The 18238-nt window shown below is 44.3% G+C and carries 16 protein-coding genes; 6 read left to right on the forward strand and 10 right to left on the reverse strand.

From position 1 onward, the window contains the following. Window positions 1–82 precede the first annotated feature (82 nt). Window positions 83–568, reverse strand: coding sequence for a dihydrofolate reductase (locus OQY15_RS13665; RefSeq protein WP_265792333.1), 486 nt, complete (start codon window positions 566–568; stop codon window positions 83–85). Beyond that, complete coding sequence (locus OQY15_RS13670; RefSeq protein WP_265792334.1) at window positions 565–1359, reverse strand: thymidylate synthase; 795 nt, start codon at window positions 1357–1359, stop codon at window positions 565–567. Before OQY15_RS13670 ends, OQY15_RS13665 begins: the two co-directional genes overlap by 4 nt. 102 nt (window positions 1360–1461) lie before the next feature. Here OQY15_RS13670 and ispE point away from each other — a divergent pair, with 102 nt between their 5' ends. Then, window positions 1462–2265, forward strand: a complete 804-nt coding sequence (ispE, locus tag OQY15_RS13675) for a 4-(cytidine 5'-diphospho)-2-C-methyl-D-erythritol kinase (protein ID WP_265792335.1) — start codon at window positions 1462–1464, stop codon at window positions 2263–2265. A gap of 4 nt (window positions 2266–2269) precedes the next feature. After that, window positions 2270–2686 carry an OsmC family protein gene (locus OQY15_RS13680; RefSeq protein WP_265792336.1) on the forward strand — a complete coding sequence of 139 codons (417 nt, stop codon included), beginning with the start codon at window positions 2270–2272 and terminating at the stop codon, window positions 2684–2686. Here the strand turns inward: OQY15_RS13680 and OQY15_RS13685 are convergent, their stop codons facing one another. The 5 genes from OQY15_RS13685 to tgt form a co-directional block, all read right to left on the reverse strand. Further along, a complete protein-coding gene (locus OQY15_RS13685) occupies window positions 2687–2971 on the reverse strand; it encodes a LapA family protein (RefSeq protein ID WP_265792337.1) in 285 nt (94 codons plus the stop codon). It lies immediately after the preceding gene. 4 nt (window positions 2972–2975) lie between these two features. Further along, on the reverse strand, window positions 2976–5786 hold the full coding sequence (locus OQY15_RS13690) for a hypothetical protein (protein ID WP_265792338.1): 2811 nt from the start codon (window positions 5784–5786) through the stop codon (window positions 2976–2978). Between the two features lie 174 nt (window positions 5787–5960). Further along, window positions 5961–6854, reverse strand: a complete 894-nt coding sequence (locus OQY15_RS13695) for a DMT family transporter (RefSeq protein ID WP_265792339.1) — start codon at window positions 6852–6854, stop codon at window positions 5961–5963. Then, window positions 6854–7957 carry an LptF/LptG family permease gene (locus tag OQY15_RS13700; protein WP_265792340.1) on the reverse strand — a complete coding sequence of 368 codons (1104 nt, stop codon included), beginning with the start codon at window positions 7955–7957 and terminating at the stop codon, window positions 6854–6856. Before OQY15_RS13700 ends, OQY15_RS13695 begins: the two co-directional genes overlap by 1 nt. Beyond that, entirely contained in the window at window positions 7958–9088 is a 1131-nt protein-coding gene (gene tgt / locus OQY15_RS13705) for a tRNA guanosine(34) transglycosylase Tgt (RefSeq protein WP_265792341.1), read from the reverse strand. Between the two features lie 134 nt (window positions 9089–9222). On the opposite strand from tgt, the gene OQY15_RS13710 reads away from it, so the two are divergent. From OQY15_RS13710 to OQY15_RS13725, 4 genes are all read left to right on the forward strand, one after another. Continuing rightward, on the forward strand, window positions 9223–10344 hold the full coding sequence (locus tag OQY15_RS13710; protein WP_265792342.1) for a glycosyltransferase: 1122 nt from the start codon (window positions 9223–9225) through the stop codon (window positions 10342–10344). Beyond that, window positions 10335–10967: a 16S rRNA (guanine(527)-N(7))-methyltransferase RsmG gene (rsmG, locus tag OQY15_RS13715; protein ID WP_265792343.1), complete on the forward strand. Its 633-nt coding sequence runs from the start codon at window positions 10335–10337 to the stop codon at window positions 10965–10967. Before OQY15_RS13710 ends, rsmG begins: the two co-directional genes overlap by 10 nt. 59 nt (window positions 10968–11026) lie before the next feature. Continuing rightward, window positions 11027–12118 (forward strand): DNA-processing protein DprA, encoded by a 1092-nt coding sequence (dprA, locus tag OQY15_RS13720; RefSeq protein ID WP_265792344.1) that lies wholly within the window; start codon window positions 11027–11029, stop codon window positions 12116–12118. A gap of 155 nt (window positions 12119–12273) precedes the next feature. Then, window positions 12274–13635 (forward strand): pyridoxal-phosphate dependent enzyme, encoded by a 1362-nt coding sequence (locus OQY15_RS13725; protein ID WP_265792345.1) that lies wholly within the window; start codon window positions 12274–12276, stop codon window positions 13633–13635. A gap of 48 nt (window positions 13636–13683) precedes the next feature. Here OQY15_RS13725 and murA read toward each other — a convergent pair whose 3' ends face one another. From murA to OQY15_RS13740, 3 genes are all read right to left on the reverse strand, one after another. Further along, a complete protein-coding gene (murA, locus tag OQY15_RS13730; protein ID WP_265792346.1) occupies window positions 13684–15009 on the reverse strand; it encodes a UDP-N-acetylglucosamine 1-carboxyvinyltransferase in 1326 nt (441 codons plus the stop codon). A 34-nt stretch (window positions 15010–15043) separates the two neighbouring features. Further along, on the reverse strand, window positions 15044–15733 hold the full coding sequence (locus OQY15_RS13735; protein ID WP_265792347.1) for a DUF4290 domain-containing protein: 690 nt from the start codon (window positions 15731–15733) through the stop codon (window positions 15044–15046). A gap of 86 nt (window positions 15734–15819) precedes the next feature. Then, a complete protein-coding gene (locus OQY15_RS13740; RefSeq protein WP_265792348.1) occupies window positions 15820–18126 on the reverse strand; it encodes a UvrD-helicase domain-containing protein in 2307 nt (768 codons plus the stop codon). Window positions 18127–18238 lie beyond the last annotated feature (112 nt).

The raw sequence follows: 18238 nt of genomic DNA on the forward strand, positions 1-18238 counted from the left end.
TATTTTTTTCAACAAGTCGGCAAATCTAATTAATTTTTTAATTAATAGTCAGCCTTATATAATATTTATTAGGGATACTATACTATTTGCGGAGAAGGGTTGAAAAAGTGTATGGCCAGGCGTTTTTTTCATCCGCCTCAAAACTGATTTTATCAGTTTCCTCCCAGAACTTAGGATCAATAGGAGGGAAGTAGGTGTCCGCATCAAAAGTTCCTTTCACCACTGTTAAATAAATTTTATCAGTGATACCCATAGCCATCCGGTAGATCTGAGCACCTCCAACGATAAAAACCTCTTCATTTTCATCACACAGGGCAATAGCGGACTCCAGATCTGTCACCAGCTCCACGCCAGGTATCTCCAGCGATGCATTTCTGCTGATCACGATGTTTCTGCGGTTGGGCAGCGGTTTCCCTACAGAATCGTAGGTTTTACGTCCCATAATCACGGTATGTCCGCTGGTGGTTTGTTTAAAATGTTTAAGGTCGGCCGGCAGATGCCACAACAGCTGATTGTTTTTTCCTATAGCACCGTCTTCGGCTATTGCTACCATGATAGAGATGATCATACGGCTACAGCGGCTTTAATATGAGGATGAGGTTCATAACCACTCAGGTTAAAGTCTTCGAACTTGAAACTGAAGATATCTTTCACATCAGGATTGATTTCCATAACAGGCAGGGGTTTTGCATCTCTGCTCAGCTGAAGTTTTGCCTGCTCGATATGGTTATTGTACAGGTGTGCATCTCCGAGAGTATGGATGAAGTCGCCATACTGCAAGCCACATACCTGGGCTACCATCATTGTGAGCAGCGCATAGGAAGCAATATTGAAAGGAACACCTAAAAATATATCTGCACTGCGCTGATACAGCTGGCAGCTGAGTTTGCCGTCCGCCACATAGAACTGGAAAAAGGCGTGGCAGGGTGGCAGGGCCATGCTGTCGATCTCGGCAACATTCCATGCTGATACAATGATCCTGCGTGAATCAGGGTTGTTTTTTATCGTATCAATGATCTTGCTGATCTGATCGATATGACCGCCATCAGGTGTTGGCCAGGACCGCCATTGTGAGCCGTACACCGGGCCGAGGTTACCCTCTTCATCCGCCCATTCGTCCCAGATCTTTACGTTGTTATCCTTTAAATATTTAATATTGGTATCACCACTCAGGAACCAGATCAGTTCATGGATGATGGATTTGAGGTGTAATTTCTTGGTGGTTACCATAGGAAAACCATCCTGCAGGTTGAAACGCATCTGATAGCCGAAAACGCTGATGGTTCCTGTTCCTGTCCGGTCATGTTTCTGTGCGCCCGTATCCAGTACGTGCTGCATTAAATCCAGATATTGTTTCATAAGCCACAAAACTAATTATATTCCGGCAGAATTAAGTCGCCATCCTGAATGAAAGATAGGTCATAATTTTTAAGTTTGTGACTTCATCCTTAAAATTACAAAATGCTTGCATTTGCCAATGCCAAGATCAACCTTGGTTTAAACGTTATAGAAAAACGTCCGGACGGGTATCATAACCTGGAGACGGTATTTTATCCCGTTAAAATTTATGATACGATAGAGATCACTGATGCAGAAAATACTTTCTGCGAGATCAGGGGAGTAGCTATACCCGGTGACAGTAAAGACAATCTTTGTCTGCAGGCTTACCATTTGATGAAAAAGGACTTTGACCTGCCGCCGCAACAGATTACATTATTGAAAAATATACCTGTGGGTGCGGGACTGGGCGGAGGTTCTGCAGATGCAGCATTTCTGATCAAGCTGCTCAATACCAAATTTGAACTCGGACTATCCGTGATTGCCATGGAAGATTACGCCAGGGTGCTGGGAGCAGATTGTGCATTTTTTATTGAGAACACTCCTGCATATGCTACCGATAGGGGCGATCGCTTTGTACCTGCAACAATTGACCTGTCCGCTTATTTCATGGTGTTGGTAAAACCACCTGTTCACGTTTCTACCGCAGATGCCTTTGGGGGATTAAAGCCCGCCCGTCCGGCGTTGAATGTACTGGAGGTGTTGAGCATGCCGGTAAACAGCTGGAAAGAAACAATGAAGAATGATTTTGAAGAAACGATTTTCAATAAATATCCCGAAATTGCAGCAGTCAAGACCGATCTTTATCATGCAGGTGCCACATTTGCGTTGATGAGTGGCAGTGGCTCAAGTGTTTTTGCGATATTTGATAGCGCGGTAACCCTCCCCGAATTAGAAAAAACCAATAGGGTATTTTACAATATTTAGAACCATGGAAATTAACTTAGCAAGGAAAAATAAAAAATTTCATTTCGAAGCAGAAAACGCAGAGGGACAAGTAGTAGGTATTGATGCGAATCCGGCTATAGGCGGAGAGGGCAAGGGCTTCAGGCCAATGGAGATGTTACTGGTAGGTTTAGGTGGCTGCAGTGGGATTGATATGATCAATGTGCTTACCAAACAGAAAGAACCTCTTGATGACGTGAAAATCAAAATTACTGCTACCCGCAGGGATAACGAGGTGCCGGCGATCTTTGAAGTGATAAATATTCACTTCGATCTGTTTGGAGAGCTCAGCATTCCTAAAGTTGAGCGTGCACTGGACCTCACCTTTGAAAAATACTGCTCAGTATCCAACATTATCGGCCGTTCTGCCGAGATCAGGTTTTCCTATCAGATCCATAGCTAATCAGCTGATATATTCTCTGTCTTCATCGCTCAGCCCGTCTTTTGGGCTTGAGCTGACCTTCTCCTGATCAGGAAACTTGTCATCATAAGTGCTGATTACTGTTCTTGGGCGACCGGCGACATAGCCGAGGATAAACCCTATAAAAGTACACAATCCTACAACCAGCAGTTTCGAAATCTGTGCCGTACCAAAGATAAAATCAAATTCTACAGCATCGGTATTGATCATCAGAAAAACAGTGATCACGATAGTGACGATAATGATGAAGATTGTTTTAGCGCGCATAATTTTAAAAGTTGTAGTTCAACATAAACTCAAATATAGGATTCTGATTGTATTCCCTGTTAACGAACACAATTCTTGTGCCCACTTCCAGGTCCGGCGAATAGCGCATCACATTCATCGTACTTTTTAGTTCAAAGCCATATGTTTTTGGCTGGGAGAGGCCAGTACCTTTTCCAATGTTTTCATAGTGGCAGAAAACACCTCCACGTACATTGGTGATGTAAGCCAGTGGGCCAATTTCTGCATCAGGAAAGGCAATGGGGAAGCGGTAGTTGAGTAACAGTGTATTTCTTAGCTTTTCCTTCGCCAGGATATTGTTGTAGCCATAAACAGTATTTATTGCCTGGTTGTAGATCCATATTCCTGAGGTTTCCTGGTAGTTGAAATTGGCGAGGAAAGTATGGTTTCTTCCAAGTCCGGGGAAGTAAGCAAATCCCTCAGCAGCGAATAAGTTACCCGCAAGATTATTGTCCCATGGTTGAGCAAGATAACTTAAACGCATTATCTGCGCCCACCTTGGAGCGATATCCCTTTCCGCAGTGCGGATAGAATGTGTAAAGCTAAATCCTGTTTCCAGTGGCAGGTTCAGTTTCCTGATAAAGTTGGCGGGCATACTTTCCGTCTGATACCGCTGTGTGTAACTGGTTCCTGCATTGACCGAGAAATCAAAGAAATGGTTCTGGGCTGTGAGCGTTAGGGGAACCTGTACATTTAAGCGGTAGTAGTTTTCCCTGAAGTCGCCTTCCCGTGATCCGTTATTGGTTTGGTAAAAGAACCTGCGTGGTCTGTTGTTGTAGCTGAGATTAAAAATCGGGTACAAACTTTTGAAGCTGATCCCGGCAAGGTACTCAAACCTACCCAGGTCGCGGTGGTAATCAGCACCGAGCTGAGTTTCAACAGTGCTCAGCAGGTTGTTCGACTTCAGCCGCAGGCCAAAAACATATTCATCTTCCACATCGGGACTGATACTGTGAAAGTGGATCATATGACCCAGCTTTTTGTAGGTGGTGGAAGTAAAAGTGCTGTCTGGTACTTCAGAAAAGACATTACCTGTATTCTCCTGCTTTGCAGCAGCGGCCCCAAAGAAGACAAAATTATTATTTCCGGCAGGGGTAGGTTCAATCTTAGCTTTTGCGATCTCGTAGCCGTAGAGGTTGAAGTTATTAAATACGATACTGTCGGTGCCCGGAATTTTTGTGGGATTAAACGCGCCGTATTTTGATGCGCTGAGCGCGTTGATTTTTCCTGAGTTGATATCCACGCTATATACATTATCAATACCGCTGTAATGTGCGTTGACTGCAATGTTTTGGTCAATGAATACCGGCCTGCTCAACTGCTGGATCGTTTCTTTGACAATCTTATTGGTTTTACCCGCCTGATCAACTGTCCAGATGGCCTTTCCGGATTCAGAAACACTGACATAAGTGATCAACGAGCCGTCAGCGCTGAATGAAGGAGTCTGGATATGCAGATTCTCCGGATTCGGTATGGTACGCAGTATTTTGCCAGATGAGGCATCCATGACGATCATATTGATCTTGTTGCTCAGGTCGATACTTACTGCTACAATTTTTGATCCGTCCGGTGAAAGGCTCGGGGCGAAGATTCGTGATCTGGAAGTCAGTTTTTTTAGTTTTCCCGTTTGGATGTCGTAGCTGCAGATGACACTGTAACTTCTTCTCAGGAACCGGCCATCGAAGCGTACCTCGTCCCAAACTGCTTTGCCATTGGCATAGCTGAACCAGGGTTGTTCCTGCTGGGCAAGACGCTGCAGCCTTTTTTCTTTTTTATTCTGGTCAATCAGTACCAGTACCGCCGTTTCAGCTTTGCTGTCTTTCAATGCCAGGATTTTTCCGTCGGGCAATTGCACAGGGAGATAATAGTTGGTTGCAAATTTTGCCTGCCTGTTTAGTGAAGTATAGTCGCGGGATGGTGTAATGCTGGCCTGGTTACCCCAGTCGTTTCTCAGTTTTACCGTCAGGGAATCGTACCACTGCTTCGCCGTTTTACCGGTATATTTCTTCATACTTCCGGCAAGGGGATAGAGGCGTACCGGACGTTTTTTGATATCGGAAAGGAGGCTATCTACAATATATTCTCCGGAGTGCTCCCTTAGGGTAGAAAGCATCAGGTAGCCCATCTGGTAGTAACCCGGTGCGACGTCTTTCTGTGAACCGAAAGCTGCTTTGCTGTAGGAGTAATTTTTACCGTTCAGGATCGCTGTTCTGTAGGGCATAATCCAGTTGGGCTGACGGCCCCTGCCTACGTTGGTGAGCGAAGTTTCATTGCTGACGGCATCGCCCTCGAAAAACCAGAGCGGAAGACTTGCGCCAAACCAGGCATAATAGACTTCCTGAGGGAAGGGATACTCTTTGCCTCCCGTCAGTTTATCCGCCTGTGCAACATGCCTCAGCTCATGAACAGCAAGGTTGTTCAGCCAGTCCTGACTGTCAAAATATTGCGGTGGGGTAGCGAAAAATTCTACCTTACGGGGGGCCATCTGGAAAAATCCATTAGCTACTACTCCGCGGTTCTGTAGGATAATCGGGATCTTCGTTTTTCTGACGCCAAGACTTCCACCTACACGGCTGAAGATATTGGGTATAGTGTTAGCCATCCTTTGTGCTTCAGATTCCAGCTCAACCGGATAGATGATCCTGAATCCGGACGCATTAATCTGGCGCCAGTTTACACTAAAGGGGTTTTGTTCACTATCATAAATTTGTGCCCTCGCACTGTCTGCTACTAACAGTGAGGGGATGGTGATGAATGCACTGAATAATAGTTTTCTGAATGTTCGGGAGAAGTGCATTGTACGGGCTTGCTAAAATATTTATAACAGCAATAGGTGTAAATAGTTTTTACCCTGCTGTGTCTCCATTTGTGCCGATCTTCCGGAACAGGCTGAATATACAGCATTTCAGCTGTACTCAGCAATAATATTTTATGTTTAACATTTGGATATATACGCCAAACAGGAATGTAATCAGGCTATGCCTCTGCGTCTCTTATAAACAGGGTATAAAAAGACAGCGGCCAGGATCAGCGCAGATCCCATATAGAAACCCGCAGACATGGTTTCTCTCTGACCAAAGAAAATAAAAGCCAGAATGATACCATAAACAGGCTCCAGGTTACTGATCAAGGCTACCCGGAAGGCCGACAGCGTGCGCATCACGGAAACACCTGCAATGTAAGCCAGCGCAGTACAGATCGTGCCAAGGACTACAAGATAAATCCAGTCTGACACACTCAGGTTAAAACTCTCCTGAAGCAGGCTTTTATCCAGCAGGCGATAGACCGTAATCCAGAAAAAAGCACCTGAAAGTTCATAGAAACCAATCACCCGGGCATCACTCTTTTTTGCGAAATTGGAATTGATAATTGAGAATAAACTGGCAGCACCAGCGGCCGAAAGCCCCAGGATAATCCCTGTAGTATAATGAGATTCGAATTTAAAGATCAGGTAAATCCCCAGTATAATAACCAACCCTATGAAAATATCCCCTGCCTGTAATGCGGTCTTTTTAATCAGCGGTTCAAGTATGGCGGTGAACAGGGTAAAGGACGACAAACATACGAGCGTGACCGATACCGTAGAGGCTTTGATGGCGCCAAAGAATAAGATCCAATGGAGCGCCACGATGGCACCGGTAAAGAAAAACTGCAGGAACTGTGTAGTGCTGACCTTCAGATTCAGTCCGCTGATTTTAAAATAAACAAACAGCGTGATGCTCGCAATCATGACCCTGTACCATACCATCTGAACGGCTCCGATAGAAATCAAAGCGCCCAGGATCCCGGTAAATCCCCAGATGAAGACGGTAAAATGGAGGATAAGAAGATTTTTATTAACGTCTGAGAGCGCTTTTCCGGTCATTATTTTGGTGCTTTTTTTAAGAGGTACATGCCCAGCAATCCGAAGAAGATGGTGGGTATCAATACCGCCAGCAGGGGTGGGATGCCTCCTTTGAGAGAAAACATTTTTGCAAACTGGTTTAATACAATATAAAGAAAACTTAAAACAATACCGATCCCCAGCGGCAACCCAACACCGCCCCTAACTTTTCTGGAGGACAGTGCTACGCCGATCAGTGTGAGTACAAAGGCCGATAATGGCTGGAACCATCGTTTATATTGTTCAAAAAGCAGGTCGTTCCAGATCCCTGAACCGCGAATCTTTTCTTTCCTGATCTTATCCGACAATTCCTGGTTACTCAAGTTCTCATAGACATTTTCATATGCAGAGAAATCATCAGGACGCATGTCTAAAATGGTATCCTTTTCTTTAGCTGCGCCGGTAACCATGGTTTCTTTGAGTCCTTTTACGTCGCGCACAGAGTAGTTGGTCAGCTTCCAGCTGCGTTTCAGAGAATCCCATTTGATCTGATCAGCCACAAGCTTTTTGGTCATTACATCACCATTGAAGTTGTCCAGGGAGAAGCGGTACCCAGATTTGGTCTTGTTGTTGAAATCGTCGATGTATATATACGTATTCTCGTCCAGCTTCATGTGAATATTGGTCTTGCTGGGCGAGTCGTTTTTCTTGATATAGGTATTCTCGAAGCTGTTTTTCAGCGTATTGGTGTAGGGCAGAATGTATAAATTAGCAGCCAGGTTGGCCGCAAAAATGATAAAAGCGGAAACAAAATAGGGGAGCAGGAAGCGGTTAAAGCTTACTCCACCACTCAGAATAGGTACGATTTCGGTCTGATCGGCCATCTTTGCCGTGAAAAAAATCACCGCAATAAAGTTGATCAGTGGGGAAAGCATATTCACATAGAAGGGAATCGACCCCGCATAATAGAGTGAGATTACCTGCCAGAAAGTTAGGTTGTTACCCAGGAAATCATCGAGTTTCTCAGACAAATCAAAGATAATAATGATGATGACAAAGATTGACAGGGTATAAATAAATGTACCCAGGTATTTGCCAATAATATAGCCATCAATAATCTTTATTCTGCTTTTGAGGATGTTCATCTATAATTTATTCCCTAAGATTTTTACCATTTTGTTCTTCCAGTCGTAAAACTCACCAGAAATAATTTTTTCCCTGGCCTCTTTTACCAGCCACAGATAAAAATGGAGGTTGTGCAAAGTTGCAATCTGTGCGCCCAGCATCTCTTTTGAATGCATGAGGTGCCTCAGGTATGCTTTGGAATATACCTGATCGGCATACAAGTCGCTTTCCTCATCCAGTGGTGAGAAATCATCCGCCCACTTTTTATTTCCGATGTTGATAATTCCGTTTCTCGTGAAAAGCATCCCGTTACGTGCGTTCCTGGTAGGCATTACACAGTCGAACATATCAATACCCAATGCAATGTTTTCCAGGATGTTGATTGGTGTGCCAACACCCATAAGATAACGTGGTTTTTCTACAGGAAGTATATTACAAACCACTTCTGTCATGGCATACATTTCTTCAGCAGGCTCACCAACGGATAGTCCTCCGATGGCATTACCCTCGCGGTCCATGGAAGCGATGAATTCCGCAGATTTCATTCTCAGGTCTTTGTATACCGAGCCCTGTACGATAGGGAACAGCGTCTGGTCAAAACCGTATTTAGGTTCTGTTGTGTCAAAACGTTTGCAGCAACGCTTCAACCATCTGTGAGTCATATTTATAGAGTTCGCAGCGTACTTATAATCGCAGGGGTATGGAGTACATTCATCAAATGCCATGATAATATCTGCACCGATAGTACGCTGGATATCCATTGCATATTCCGGACTGAACAAATGTTTAGAACCGTCGATATGGGAGCGGAAGGTTACACCTTCTTCCTTGATCTTATTTACTTTGCTCAGTGAATACACCTGGTAGCCACCGCTGTCGGTCAAAATAGGGCGGTCCCAGCCAATAAATTTGTGCAGTCCGCCAGCCCCTTCAATGATATCCAGTCCCGGTCTGAGGTACAAATGATAAGTATTGCCCAGGATGATCTGTGCGTTGATATCATTTTCAAGTTCACGCTGATGAACGGCTTTCACTGTTCCGGCGGTGCCAACTGGCATGAAGATAGGGGTTTGGATATCGCCGTGAGCGGTAGTAACTACTCCTGCCCGGGCTTTAGACTGTGTATCGCTTGCCTGTAAGGTAAATTTCATAAATGTGTGTACGATTCGAAAAATCTGGGCAAAAATAGCAAAAAACACCCGGTTTACCGCTTAAATTTTTTTACCAACATAGCAGGCAATTACAGATTAAAAATCAGAAATTTGACCTCTTTCAAAAATACATCGTGGAATTAACCTTATTGGAGAGTTGCCTGCTGGGCATCCTCATTTTTTGTTTTGTCATTCAGCTCTATTTCAGTCTGTTCGTTCATTTAAAACTGGCAATTGTTAAAGTAGAAAATACACCGTCACTTGTCAGCAGACCTATCAGTGTGATTATTTGCGCCCGTAATGAGGCCGAAAACCTGAAAGAATACCTGCCATACGTTTTGCATCAGGAGTATCCTGACTTTGAGGTTGTTGTGGTAAACGACCGCTCCTGGGATCAAACCCGCGAAGTGCTGGAAGGATTTGCTGCTGAATACAAACATCTTAAAGTGGTTACTGTATCCGAAGGTGAAAAGTTTATCGCAGGAAAAAAGTTTGCCGTGACTATGGGTATCAAGGCTGCGGCCAATGAATGGCTGGTCTTTACTGATGCCGATTGTCAGCCTGCAACACAGCACTGGCTAAAGGGAATGCAGCAACCTGATGATGAAGATACTGAAATCGTGCTTGGTTATTCTCCCTACTTCCGTAAACGCGGATTGCTGAATAGCCTGATCCGGTTTGAAACTTTCTTTACCGCAGTAAATTATCTTTCGTTTGCGCTGAAAGGTATGCCTTATATGGGAGTGGGAAGAAATATGGCCTATAAGAAATCGCTCTTCTTTAAGAAAAAAGGATTTGCGGCACATATGCATATCCCCTCGGGCGATGATGACCTTTTTGTCAATGCCCATGCCAACCGTCGGAATACGGAAATCCGCATCCACCCGGATACGCATGTATGGTCGGCTCCCAATACTTCTTTCGGGGCATATCTCAAACAGAAAAAAAGGCATTTTGGAGCAGGGAAATTGTATAAACCTGCGCATAAGTTTATCCTGTCTTCACAGATCATTATCCAGTTTGCCTTCTATGCAGTTTTTATCGCCTGTTTGTTTTTTACACCTGCAAATTATATAGCGGGAGGGATATTTGTCCTGAGCCTGCTGATCAGAAGCTTTATTTATCCGCGTCTTTTAAAGCGCCTCAGTTACCCGGGATTACGGTGGTGGTTTCCTGTTTTGGATATTCTTCTGTTCATTTTCTTAGTGTTTAATGGCATTCTGTCTATATTTGTTAAAAAAGTTACGTGGAAATAAGCTCAGCCCTCATTCAGAAGTATTTTAAAGACCTCAGTGAAGATCAGATCGCAAAGTTTGATCAATTATACGATCTGTACAGTTTTTGGAATGCCCAGATCAATGTGATCTCGAGAAAAGATATCGAAGAATTGTATCAGCGCCATATCCTGCACTCGCTGGGTATTGCAAAGTTCTGTGCCTTTAAACCTGGTACCAAAGTACTGGATGTAGGAACCGGAGGCGGTTTTCCCGGTATCCCACTGGCAATAATGTTTCCGGAGACACAATTCCACCTGGTAGATTCTATCGGTAAAAAGATCAAAGTGGTAACTGAAGTGGCTGCAGCGCTGGGCTTAACCAATGTAAAAGCTTCTCATTTGCGTGCAGAGCAGGTGACCGACAAATATGATTTTGTAGTTTCCAGGGCTGTAACACGTCTGTCTGACTTCTATCCATGGATTAAGGGAAAGTTTACCAAACAGTCTAATCATGCAATTGCCAACGGTATCCTGTATCTGAAAGGTGGTGAGCTCGCAGAAGAAATCAAAGAATCAGGACTTAAAGCTGAGCTTTACCCGCTGTCTGCCTATTTCGAGGAAGACTTTTTTGAAACCAAGTACGTCGTCTATATCCCTCAGTAGGGCGCAGCTTTTTTAAAAAAAAATTACCAACTAAACAGGCTTCGGTATTAAGTTAGCCTATGAGTTTAGTCCATCAAATTGCGCTTACATTAATTCAGAAAGTTGGTCATGTGACTGCCAGAAGTCTCCTGACCAGATTCGGTACTGCCGAAGCAGTTTTCTCTGCAAGTGTGCAGGAGCTGCTTCAGGTTGAGGGGGTTGGCACCGTCACAGCCGGCCAGATTCTTCGCACAGATGCTGTAAAAGTTGCCGAAGAGCAATTAAAACGGCTGCAGAAACATCAGGTTGAACCTCTTTTCTATACCGATCAGCGTTACCCCAAACGGCTTCAAAACTGCGCTGATGCCCCAATGATGTTGTATTACAGAGGTACTGCCAATCTCAATCATCCGCGTATCGTCAGCGTTGTAGGAACCCGAATGGCTACGTCCTATGGTCTGATGTTATGTGAGCAGCTCGCTGATACCTTACGACCGTACAATGTGATGATCGTCAGCGGACTTGCCTATGGTATCGATGTGGCGATTCATAAACAGAGTCTGATGAAGGGCATTCCCACCGTTGGGGTTCTGGGACATGGACTGGACAGGTTATATCCTGCCGCACACCGTGGCATTGCCAGGGAAATGCTGGACAAGGGGGGCTTGCTGACGGAGTTCCCTTTGTATACCCATCCTGATAAGGAGAATTTTCCACAGCGGAACCGCATTATCGCAGGTATTGCTGACGTGACCATCGTTGTGGAAGCAGCGCTCAAAGGCGGAGCACTGATCACGGCTGAGATCGCCAATTCCTATAACCGTGATGTATATGCTTTTCCCGGAAGGACTACCAATCAGTATTCTGAAGGCTGCAACTTCCTGATCAAAACCAACAGGGCAGGGTTGATCATGCATCCACGTGATCTCATCTATTTTATGGGCTGGGAAGCTGTGGCAGATCAGAAACCTGTACGTCAGACAAGCCTGGCACTCAACCTCAGCATACCTGAAACAACCATCATGAAGTTGTTGCAAAGTTCAGCGTACAGGATTGATGAACTGGCCATCCATGCCAATATACAGCAGAGTAAACTGGCCATCCATCTGCTCAACCTGGAGATCAAAGGTCTGATTGTTACTCTTCCGGGCAATATTTATCAGGCAGTTTGAGATTCCTACCTCAGGTTGCACCATATATTAGTGTTTGGCAGCTCAGTTTACCCGGAGCTTTCAGAATTAAATTTTTCCAGTACAGGTAAATCAAAATTTGATTACGAATATTATTTTTAAATAAAAATCTAGGGATCAAGTCGTATTTTTGTTCCATGTGGTATAACAATATATTAGAGACAATTGGGAATACTCCCCTGGTAAGGTTGAACACCATTACCAAAGAAATTCCTGCAACGGTGCTGGCAAAAATAGAAACTACCAATCCTGGTAACTCTATTAAAGACCGTATGGCTGTGAAGATGATTGAAGATGCCGAGAAAAGCGGCAAGCTGAAGCCAGGCGGAACGATTATCGAAGGTACATCCGGTAATACCGGTATGGGTCTTGCCATGGCGGCAATTATCAAAGGATACAAGTGTATCTTCACGACAACTGATAAGCAAAGTAAAGAGAAAGTAGATGCTTTACGTGCTTTTGGTGCCGAGGTGATTGTCTGTCCTACTAATGTTGAACCTGAAGATCCACGTTCTTATTATTCTGTTTCTTCACGTCTGGAGCGTGAGGTGCCGAACTCATGGAAGCCAAATCAGTATGATAACCTGTCCAACAGTCAGGCTCACTATGAGCAGACTGGTCCTGAGATATGGGCACAAACTGAGGGTAAGATTACCCATTTGGTGGTAGGTGTAGGTACCGGCGGTACTATCTCGGGCACAGGAAAATACCTGAAGGAGCAAAATCCTGATATAAAGATCTGGGGTATTGATACCTACGGATCGGTATTCAAAAAATATAAAGAAACAGGGATTCTTGATAAAAATGAGATCTATCCTTATATCACAGAAGGTATCGGGGAAGATTTCCTTCCTCAGAATGTGAACTTTGACATAATCGACTTATTTGAAAAAGTAACTGATAAGGACGCCGCTTTGATGACCAGGGAGATCGCCCGCAAAGAAGGTATATTCGTTGGAAACTCTGCGGGTTCTGCCATTGCGGGACTGCTGCAGTTGAAAGATCAGCTGAAACCTGAAGATGTCGTGGTTGTCATTTTCCATGATCATGGCAGCCGTTATATGGGTAAGATGTACAATGAAGACTGGCTCAGAGAGCGTGGCTTCCTGAAAGATGAGAAACTAACGGCCAAGTCTATCATTGCTAAAAAAGAGCAAACAGAAATCTACACGATAGATTGTCAGAAAACGATTGTAGAGGCGATCAACACCATGAATACGCTGAACATTTCACAGATTCCGGTAACCCAGCAAGGGATGATTATCGGTAAGCTGGCGGAAGGGGACATCCTGAAAGCTTTACTGGAAAATCCATCATTGAAATCTGCCTACGTGCAGGAAATCATGTCGGCATCTTTCCCTTTTGTAGATCTGAATACTTCAATTGATAAGATTTCTTCACTGATCAATAAGGAGAACAGTGCCGTGATCGTAGAGGATGAACATGGAAAGTTTGAGATTATCACACAGTATGATATTATCAATGCAATTTCTGCATAAAACAAAAGGCCGGTAACTGATGCTACCGGCCTTTCTTTTGTCATTTAACTAGTGACTCGGACCATTGCCGTCCACACGTTTGATCTGTGCACCAAGGGCACGCAGACGTGTATCTATATCCTGGTATCCACGTTCGATCTGCTCGATGTTATAGATCGTAGAGGTTCCTTCTGCAGATAAGGCTGCAATCAGGAGTGATACTCCGGCACGGATATCTGGTGAGGTCATACTGATACCTCTCAGTTGATATTGTTTGTCGATACCATTTACAGTAGCACGGTGCGGATCACACAGAATGATCTGTGCACCCATATCAATCAGTTTATCAACAAAGAATAAACGGCTTTCGAACATCTTCTGGTGGATCAGCACCGAGCCTTTCGCCTGTGTAGCCACTACCAGAACAATACTCAGCAGGTCAGGAGTGAAGCCCGGCCATGGAGAATCAGCAATGGTAAGTATAGATCCGTCAATAAAAGTATCAATGATATAATGCTTTTGAGAAGGGATATAGATATCATCACCTTTCAGTTCAAAGTTGATACCCAGTTTCCTGAATACCTCAGGGATCATTCCCAGCTCATTGTAACATACGTTTTTGATCGTGATCTCTGATTCAGTCATAGCGGCAAGGCCGATGAATGAACCGATTTCGATCATATCAGGCAGCATACGGTGTTCAGTACCGCCCAGTTTGGTTACCCCTTCAATGGTCAGCAGGTTAGAACCGATACCGGAAATCTTAGCCCCCATGCGGTTTAACATTTTGCACAATTGCTGCAGGTAAGGCTCGCAAGCTGCATTGTAGATGGTAGTAGTGCCTTTTGCTAACACTGCAGTCATTACAATATTGGCAGTACCTGTAACAGAGGCCTCATCCAGCAGGATGTATGTTCCCTGCAGGTTAGTAGCATCTACATTGAAAAATGATTCTTTGGCGTCATAAACGAACTTGGCACCCAGTTTCTCAAATCCCAGGAAGTGGGTGTCCAGTCTTCTGCGGCCAATTTTATCACCACCTGGTTTAGGGATGGCAGCTTTACCAAAACGGCCGAGCAGCGGGCCAACGATCATAATCGAACCTCTCAAGCTTCCGCCTTTGGATTTAAAGGTGTCCGATTTGAAGAATTCAAGATCGATATTTTTAGCTTCGAAAGTGTAAGTATCTTTTGATAAACGTTCTACAGCAACACCGAGGTCGCCAAGCAGCTCTATTAGTTTGTTAACATCTTTAATATCAGGAATATTGCTGATGGTAATTTTCTCTTCCGTCAGTAGAACGGCCGAAATAATCTGAAGCGCTTCGTTTTTAGCGCCCTGCGGCTGGATTTCACCCTTTAATTTCTTCCCGCCTATAATTTCAAATGCGTTCATGTGTGCTTAACGTAAATAGTCTGTAAATCTGCCCTTAGTGTCTTTGCTTCGCATTGTTATTATTGCTGCGGGGGCGGTTATTGTTGTTGTTATTATTATTTTGTCTTCCCTTGTTATTGTTGTTATTATTGCGTCCGCGGTTGGTATTGGTAGCAGCGCGGTTAACAGGGGGTCTGAATTCAACCTTCGCCAGGTTGACGTTTTCTTCGAGTTCAAGCTGACCTCCGGAAAGTTCGCGGAGATTTTTAAAGATCGTTTCATCGGCTACGCTGTCCTTGTTCCAGGTTACGTAGGCCATCTTCATGAAGTTGGCAATGCCTTGTACCATTGCAGCCCTGCGCTCAGGTTCTTCAACGGCTTTGGCTCTTTCGATCAGCACTTCAACGGTTTTACCATAGTGTTTGTACTTGATCTTTTGCTGCGGATAGCCAATATGTGCAGGCTTTACCAGGGCAGCTTCAGGGGTAGGTTTCGGGTATGGGCTGTCTACATCGATCTGGTATCCAGAGATAATGTGAAGGTGGTCCCAAAGTTTGTGCTTAAAATCGGCAACATCCCTCAGGTGAGGGTTCAGAAAACCCATCAGGTCGATCACCGCCTGAGCATATTTATTACGTTCTTCCAGATCGGGAAGTTCAATAATGTACTTCACCATGTTCTGTACATTGCGCCCGTATTCTGCAAGAATTAACTCGTTTCTTGTGGTATTATAGTCGAAATTCATTCTATATTATTTCTAATGGCCATTGCTAATAGGGGATATGATAGCGTTAAAGGCCTGTTATAGCATATTTTGGTTAAAGATAAACCTTATTTTACAATTCGCAATTTAGCAAATTTTAATAACAATTGTTTGTTTCCTAATCCCTGGAAAAAAACGGTCGCTTTAACATCCGGGAGGTTGCCCTCCAGGTTGATGATTTTACCGAAGCCAAACTTCTCATGTTCAACTTCCATACCATTCTGAAACTCATTCGCTGCATTCGGCGTAAATCCTGGTGTAGGAACATGCGCAGTAGGCAACATCGTATTTTTTTGTCTTGGTGATGAAACCGAAGTGGTGCTGCCTGCAGATGAGGCAGGTTTAGGCTTGCTGAATGTATCCCTTTGCTGCGACCATGAGCGGCGTTCCCCGTCAAAACTATCAGAGCTGATACTCGTCTTTGGCGCTTTTACGGTTTCCAATTCCAGGTAGCGCGCACTGATCTCGCTGATAAAACGGCTTGGCTCACAATTGGTAAGCGTTCCCCAGCGGTATCTCGAAGTGGCGTAGGTTAGCGTAAGCTTTTTCTCGGCACGTGTAATGGCCACATAGAAAAGACGACGTTCTTCTTCCAGGTCTGTTCTGGAATTGAGCGACATCTGTGAAGGAAACAGGTTTTCTTCCAGACCTACCACAAATACATTCTTAAACTCCAATCCTTTGGCAGAGTGGATCGTCATCATTGATACCGTATCCTGCAGTTTATCACTTTCACGGTCGTCATTAGTCAGCAGGGCAATGTCCTGCATAAAGATCGCCAGGCTGCGGTCTTCAATATCTTCACGCTCGGCAAATTCTTTAATACCGTTTAGTAACTCCTGAATGTTTTCATACCTGCTACGGCCTTCAATACTGTCGTCAGTATGCAGTTCTTTCAGGATACCGGAATGCTGAGCGATGTACAATGCAGTTTCATAGGCATCCAGCTTTTTTGACTCTGCCTGGAAGCTTTTGATCAGCATCGCGAAATCATTCAGCTGATTGGCAATACGTCCTGCAATATACTTCTGCGGGTCCTGAATCACTTCCCACATGGTGATATCGTGCTGGTCGGCCGCCACAATGATTTTGTCGACCGTCGTATCACCCAGTCCCCTGCGAGGATAGTTAATCACCCTTTTTATCGCTTCCTCATCACTGGGATTGAAAGTTAAGCGGAAGTATGCAATTAAATCCTTAATCTCTTTTCTTTGGTAGAAAGAGAGACCACCATAGATCCTGTAAGGTACATTGAGTTTTCTCAAAGCCTCCTCCATGGCCCTCGACTGTGCGTTTGTGCGGTAGAGGATGGCGAAATCATTATAGTTTAAGCCGCTTGAACTTCTGTCCTGAACGATCGCCTCGGCCACAATTTTACCTTCCTCATTATCTGTGAAGGCACGTGACACCTTGATCCTGTCGCCCGATTCGTTTTCTGAGAAAACGTTCTTCTCCAGCTGGTTTTTGTTGTTGGCAATGATGCTGTTGGCTACTTCAACAATATTTTGGGTAGAGCGGTAGTTCTGCTCCAGCTTATACACTTTCAGGTCCGGATAATCCTTCTCAAAATTCAGGATATTCTGGATGTTTGCTCCCCTGAAACCGTAGATACTTTGCGCATCGTCACCCACCACACATATATTCTGATAGGCTGCTGCGAGTTTCTTCACGATAGTATACTGTGAAAAGTTTGTATCCTGGTACTCATCCACCATCAGGTATTTAAATTTCTGCTGGTATTTGTTGAGCACATCAGGATGGTTTTTCAGCAAGATATTTGTTTTGAAAAGCAAGTCATCGAAATCCATGGCACCTGCCTTAAAGCAGCGCTTGGTGTAGGTTTCGTAGATCACACCCAGCATCGGACGTTTGTTACTGACATCTTCTGCCTGTATTTCCGCACTATTCATGTACTCCACGTGACTTACCAGGTTGTTCTTTGCCGAAGAGATGCGGTTATAGACGAAGTTTGCATTATACAATTTATCATCCAGTTGCATCTCGCGCAGGATGGCCCTGATCAGGCTTTTGCTGTCGTCCGTGTCATAGATGGTGAAGTTCGAAGGATAACCAATCTTCTCGGCCTCTACACGTAAGATCTTGGCAAAAACAGAGTGGAAAGTACCCATCCAGAGGTTTTTTGCCTCAGTACCCACAACTTTTGAGATACGCTCGCGCATATCTTTCGACGCTTTGTTGGTAAATGTCAGTACCAGAATATTAAATGCATCTACACCTTTCTCGATCAGATGTGCCACCCTGTAGGTAATTACACGGGTTTTACCTGATCCGGCACCTGCAACAATCATTGCTGGTCCCTGGGTGTTTTCTACTGCTGCACGCTGTTGAGGGTTTAATCCTGCTAAGTAATCCAAATTGATTCTGTTTTTGCTATATTAAAGCTACAAAAATAATAAAACTCCGGCTCTTATCGCAACATGTTGGTAAATTGAATGGCGGGCAATCACTGGCTATTTGAGCTCCAAT

Source organism: Pedobacter sp. MC2016-15 (assembly GCF_026239695.1).
Taxonomy (GTDB): domain Bacteria; phylum Bacteroidota; class Bacteroidia; order Sphingobacteriales; family Sphingobacteriaceae; genus Pedobacter.

What these genes read in the sequence shown, in the direction of transcription:
- OQY15_RS13690 (WP_265792338.1), bottom strand. Translation starts at nt 5,786, where the DNA reads ATGCACTTCTCCCGAACATTCAGAAAACTATTATTCAGTGCATTCATC.
- OQY15_RS13735 (WP_265792347.1), bottom strand. Translation starts at nt 15,733, where the DNA reads ATGAATTTCGACTATAATACCACAAGAAACGAGTTAATTCTTGCAGAA.
- murA (WP_265792346.1), bottom strand. Translation starts at nt 15,009, where the DNA reads ATGAACGCATTTGAAATTATAGGCGGGAAGAAATTAAAGGGTGAAATC.
- OQY15_RS13670 (WP_265792334.1), bottom strand. Translation starts at nt 1,359, where the DNA reads ATGAAACAATATCTGGATTTAATGCAGCACGTACTGGATACGGGCGCA.
- OQY15_RS13700 (WP_265792340.1), bottom strand. Translation starts at nt 7,957, where the DNA reads ATGAACATCCTCAAAAGCAGAATAAAGATTATTGATGGCTATATTATT.
- OQY15_RS13665 (WP_265792333.1), bottom strand. Translation starts at nt 568, where the DNA reads ATGATCATCTCTATCATGGTAGCAATAGCCGAAGACGGTGCTATAGGA.
- OQY15_RS13685 (WP_265792337.1), bottom strand. Translation starts at nt 2,971, where the DNA reads ATGCGCGCTAAAACAATCTTCATCATTATCGTCACTATCGTGATCACT.
- dprA (WP_265792344.1), top strand. Translation starts at nt 11,027, where the DNA reads ATGAGTTTAGTCCATCAAATTGCGCTTACATTAATTCAGAAAGTTGGT.
- OQY15_RS13725 (WP_265792345.1), top strand. Translation starts at nt 12,274, where the DNA reads ATGTGGTATAACAATATATTAGAGACAATTGGGAATACTCCCCTGGTA.
- OQY15_RS13680 (WP_265792336.1), top strand. Translation starts at nt 2,270, where the DNA reads ATGGAAATTAACTTAGCAAGGAAAAATAAAAAATTTCATTTCGAAGCA.
- tgt (WP_265792341.1), bottom strand. Translation starts at nt 9,088, where the DNA reads ATGAAATTTACCTTACAGGCAAGCGATACACAGTCTAAAGCCCGGGCA.
- OQY15_RS13695 (WP_265792339.1), bottom strand. Translation starts at nt 6,854, where the DNA reads ATGACCGGAAAAGCGCTCTCAGACGTTAATAAAAATCTTCTTATCCTC.
- ispE (WP_265792335.1), top strand. Translation starts at nt 1,462, where the DNA reads ATGCTTGCATTTGCCAATGCCAAGATCAACCTTGGTTTAAACGTTATA.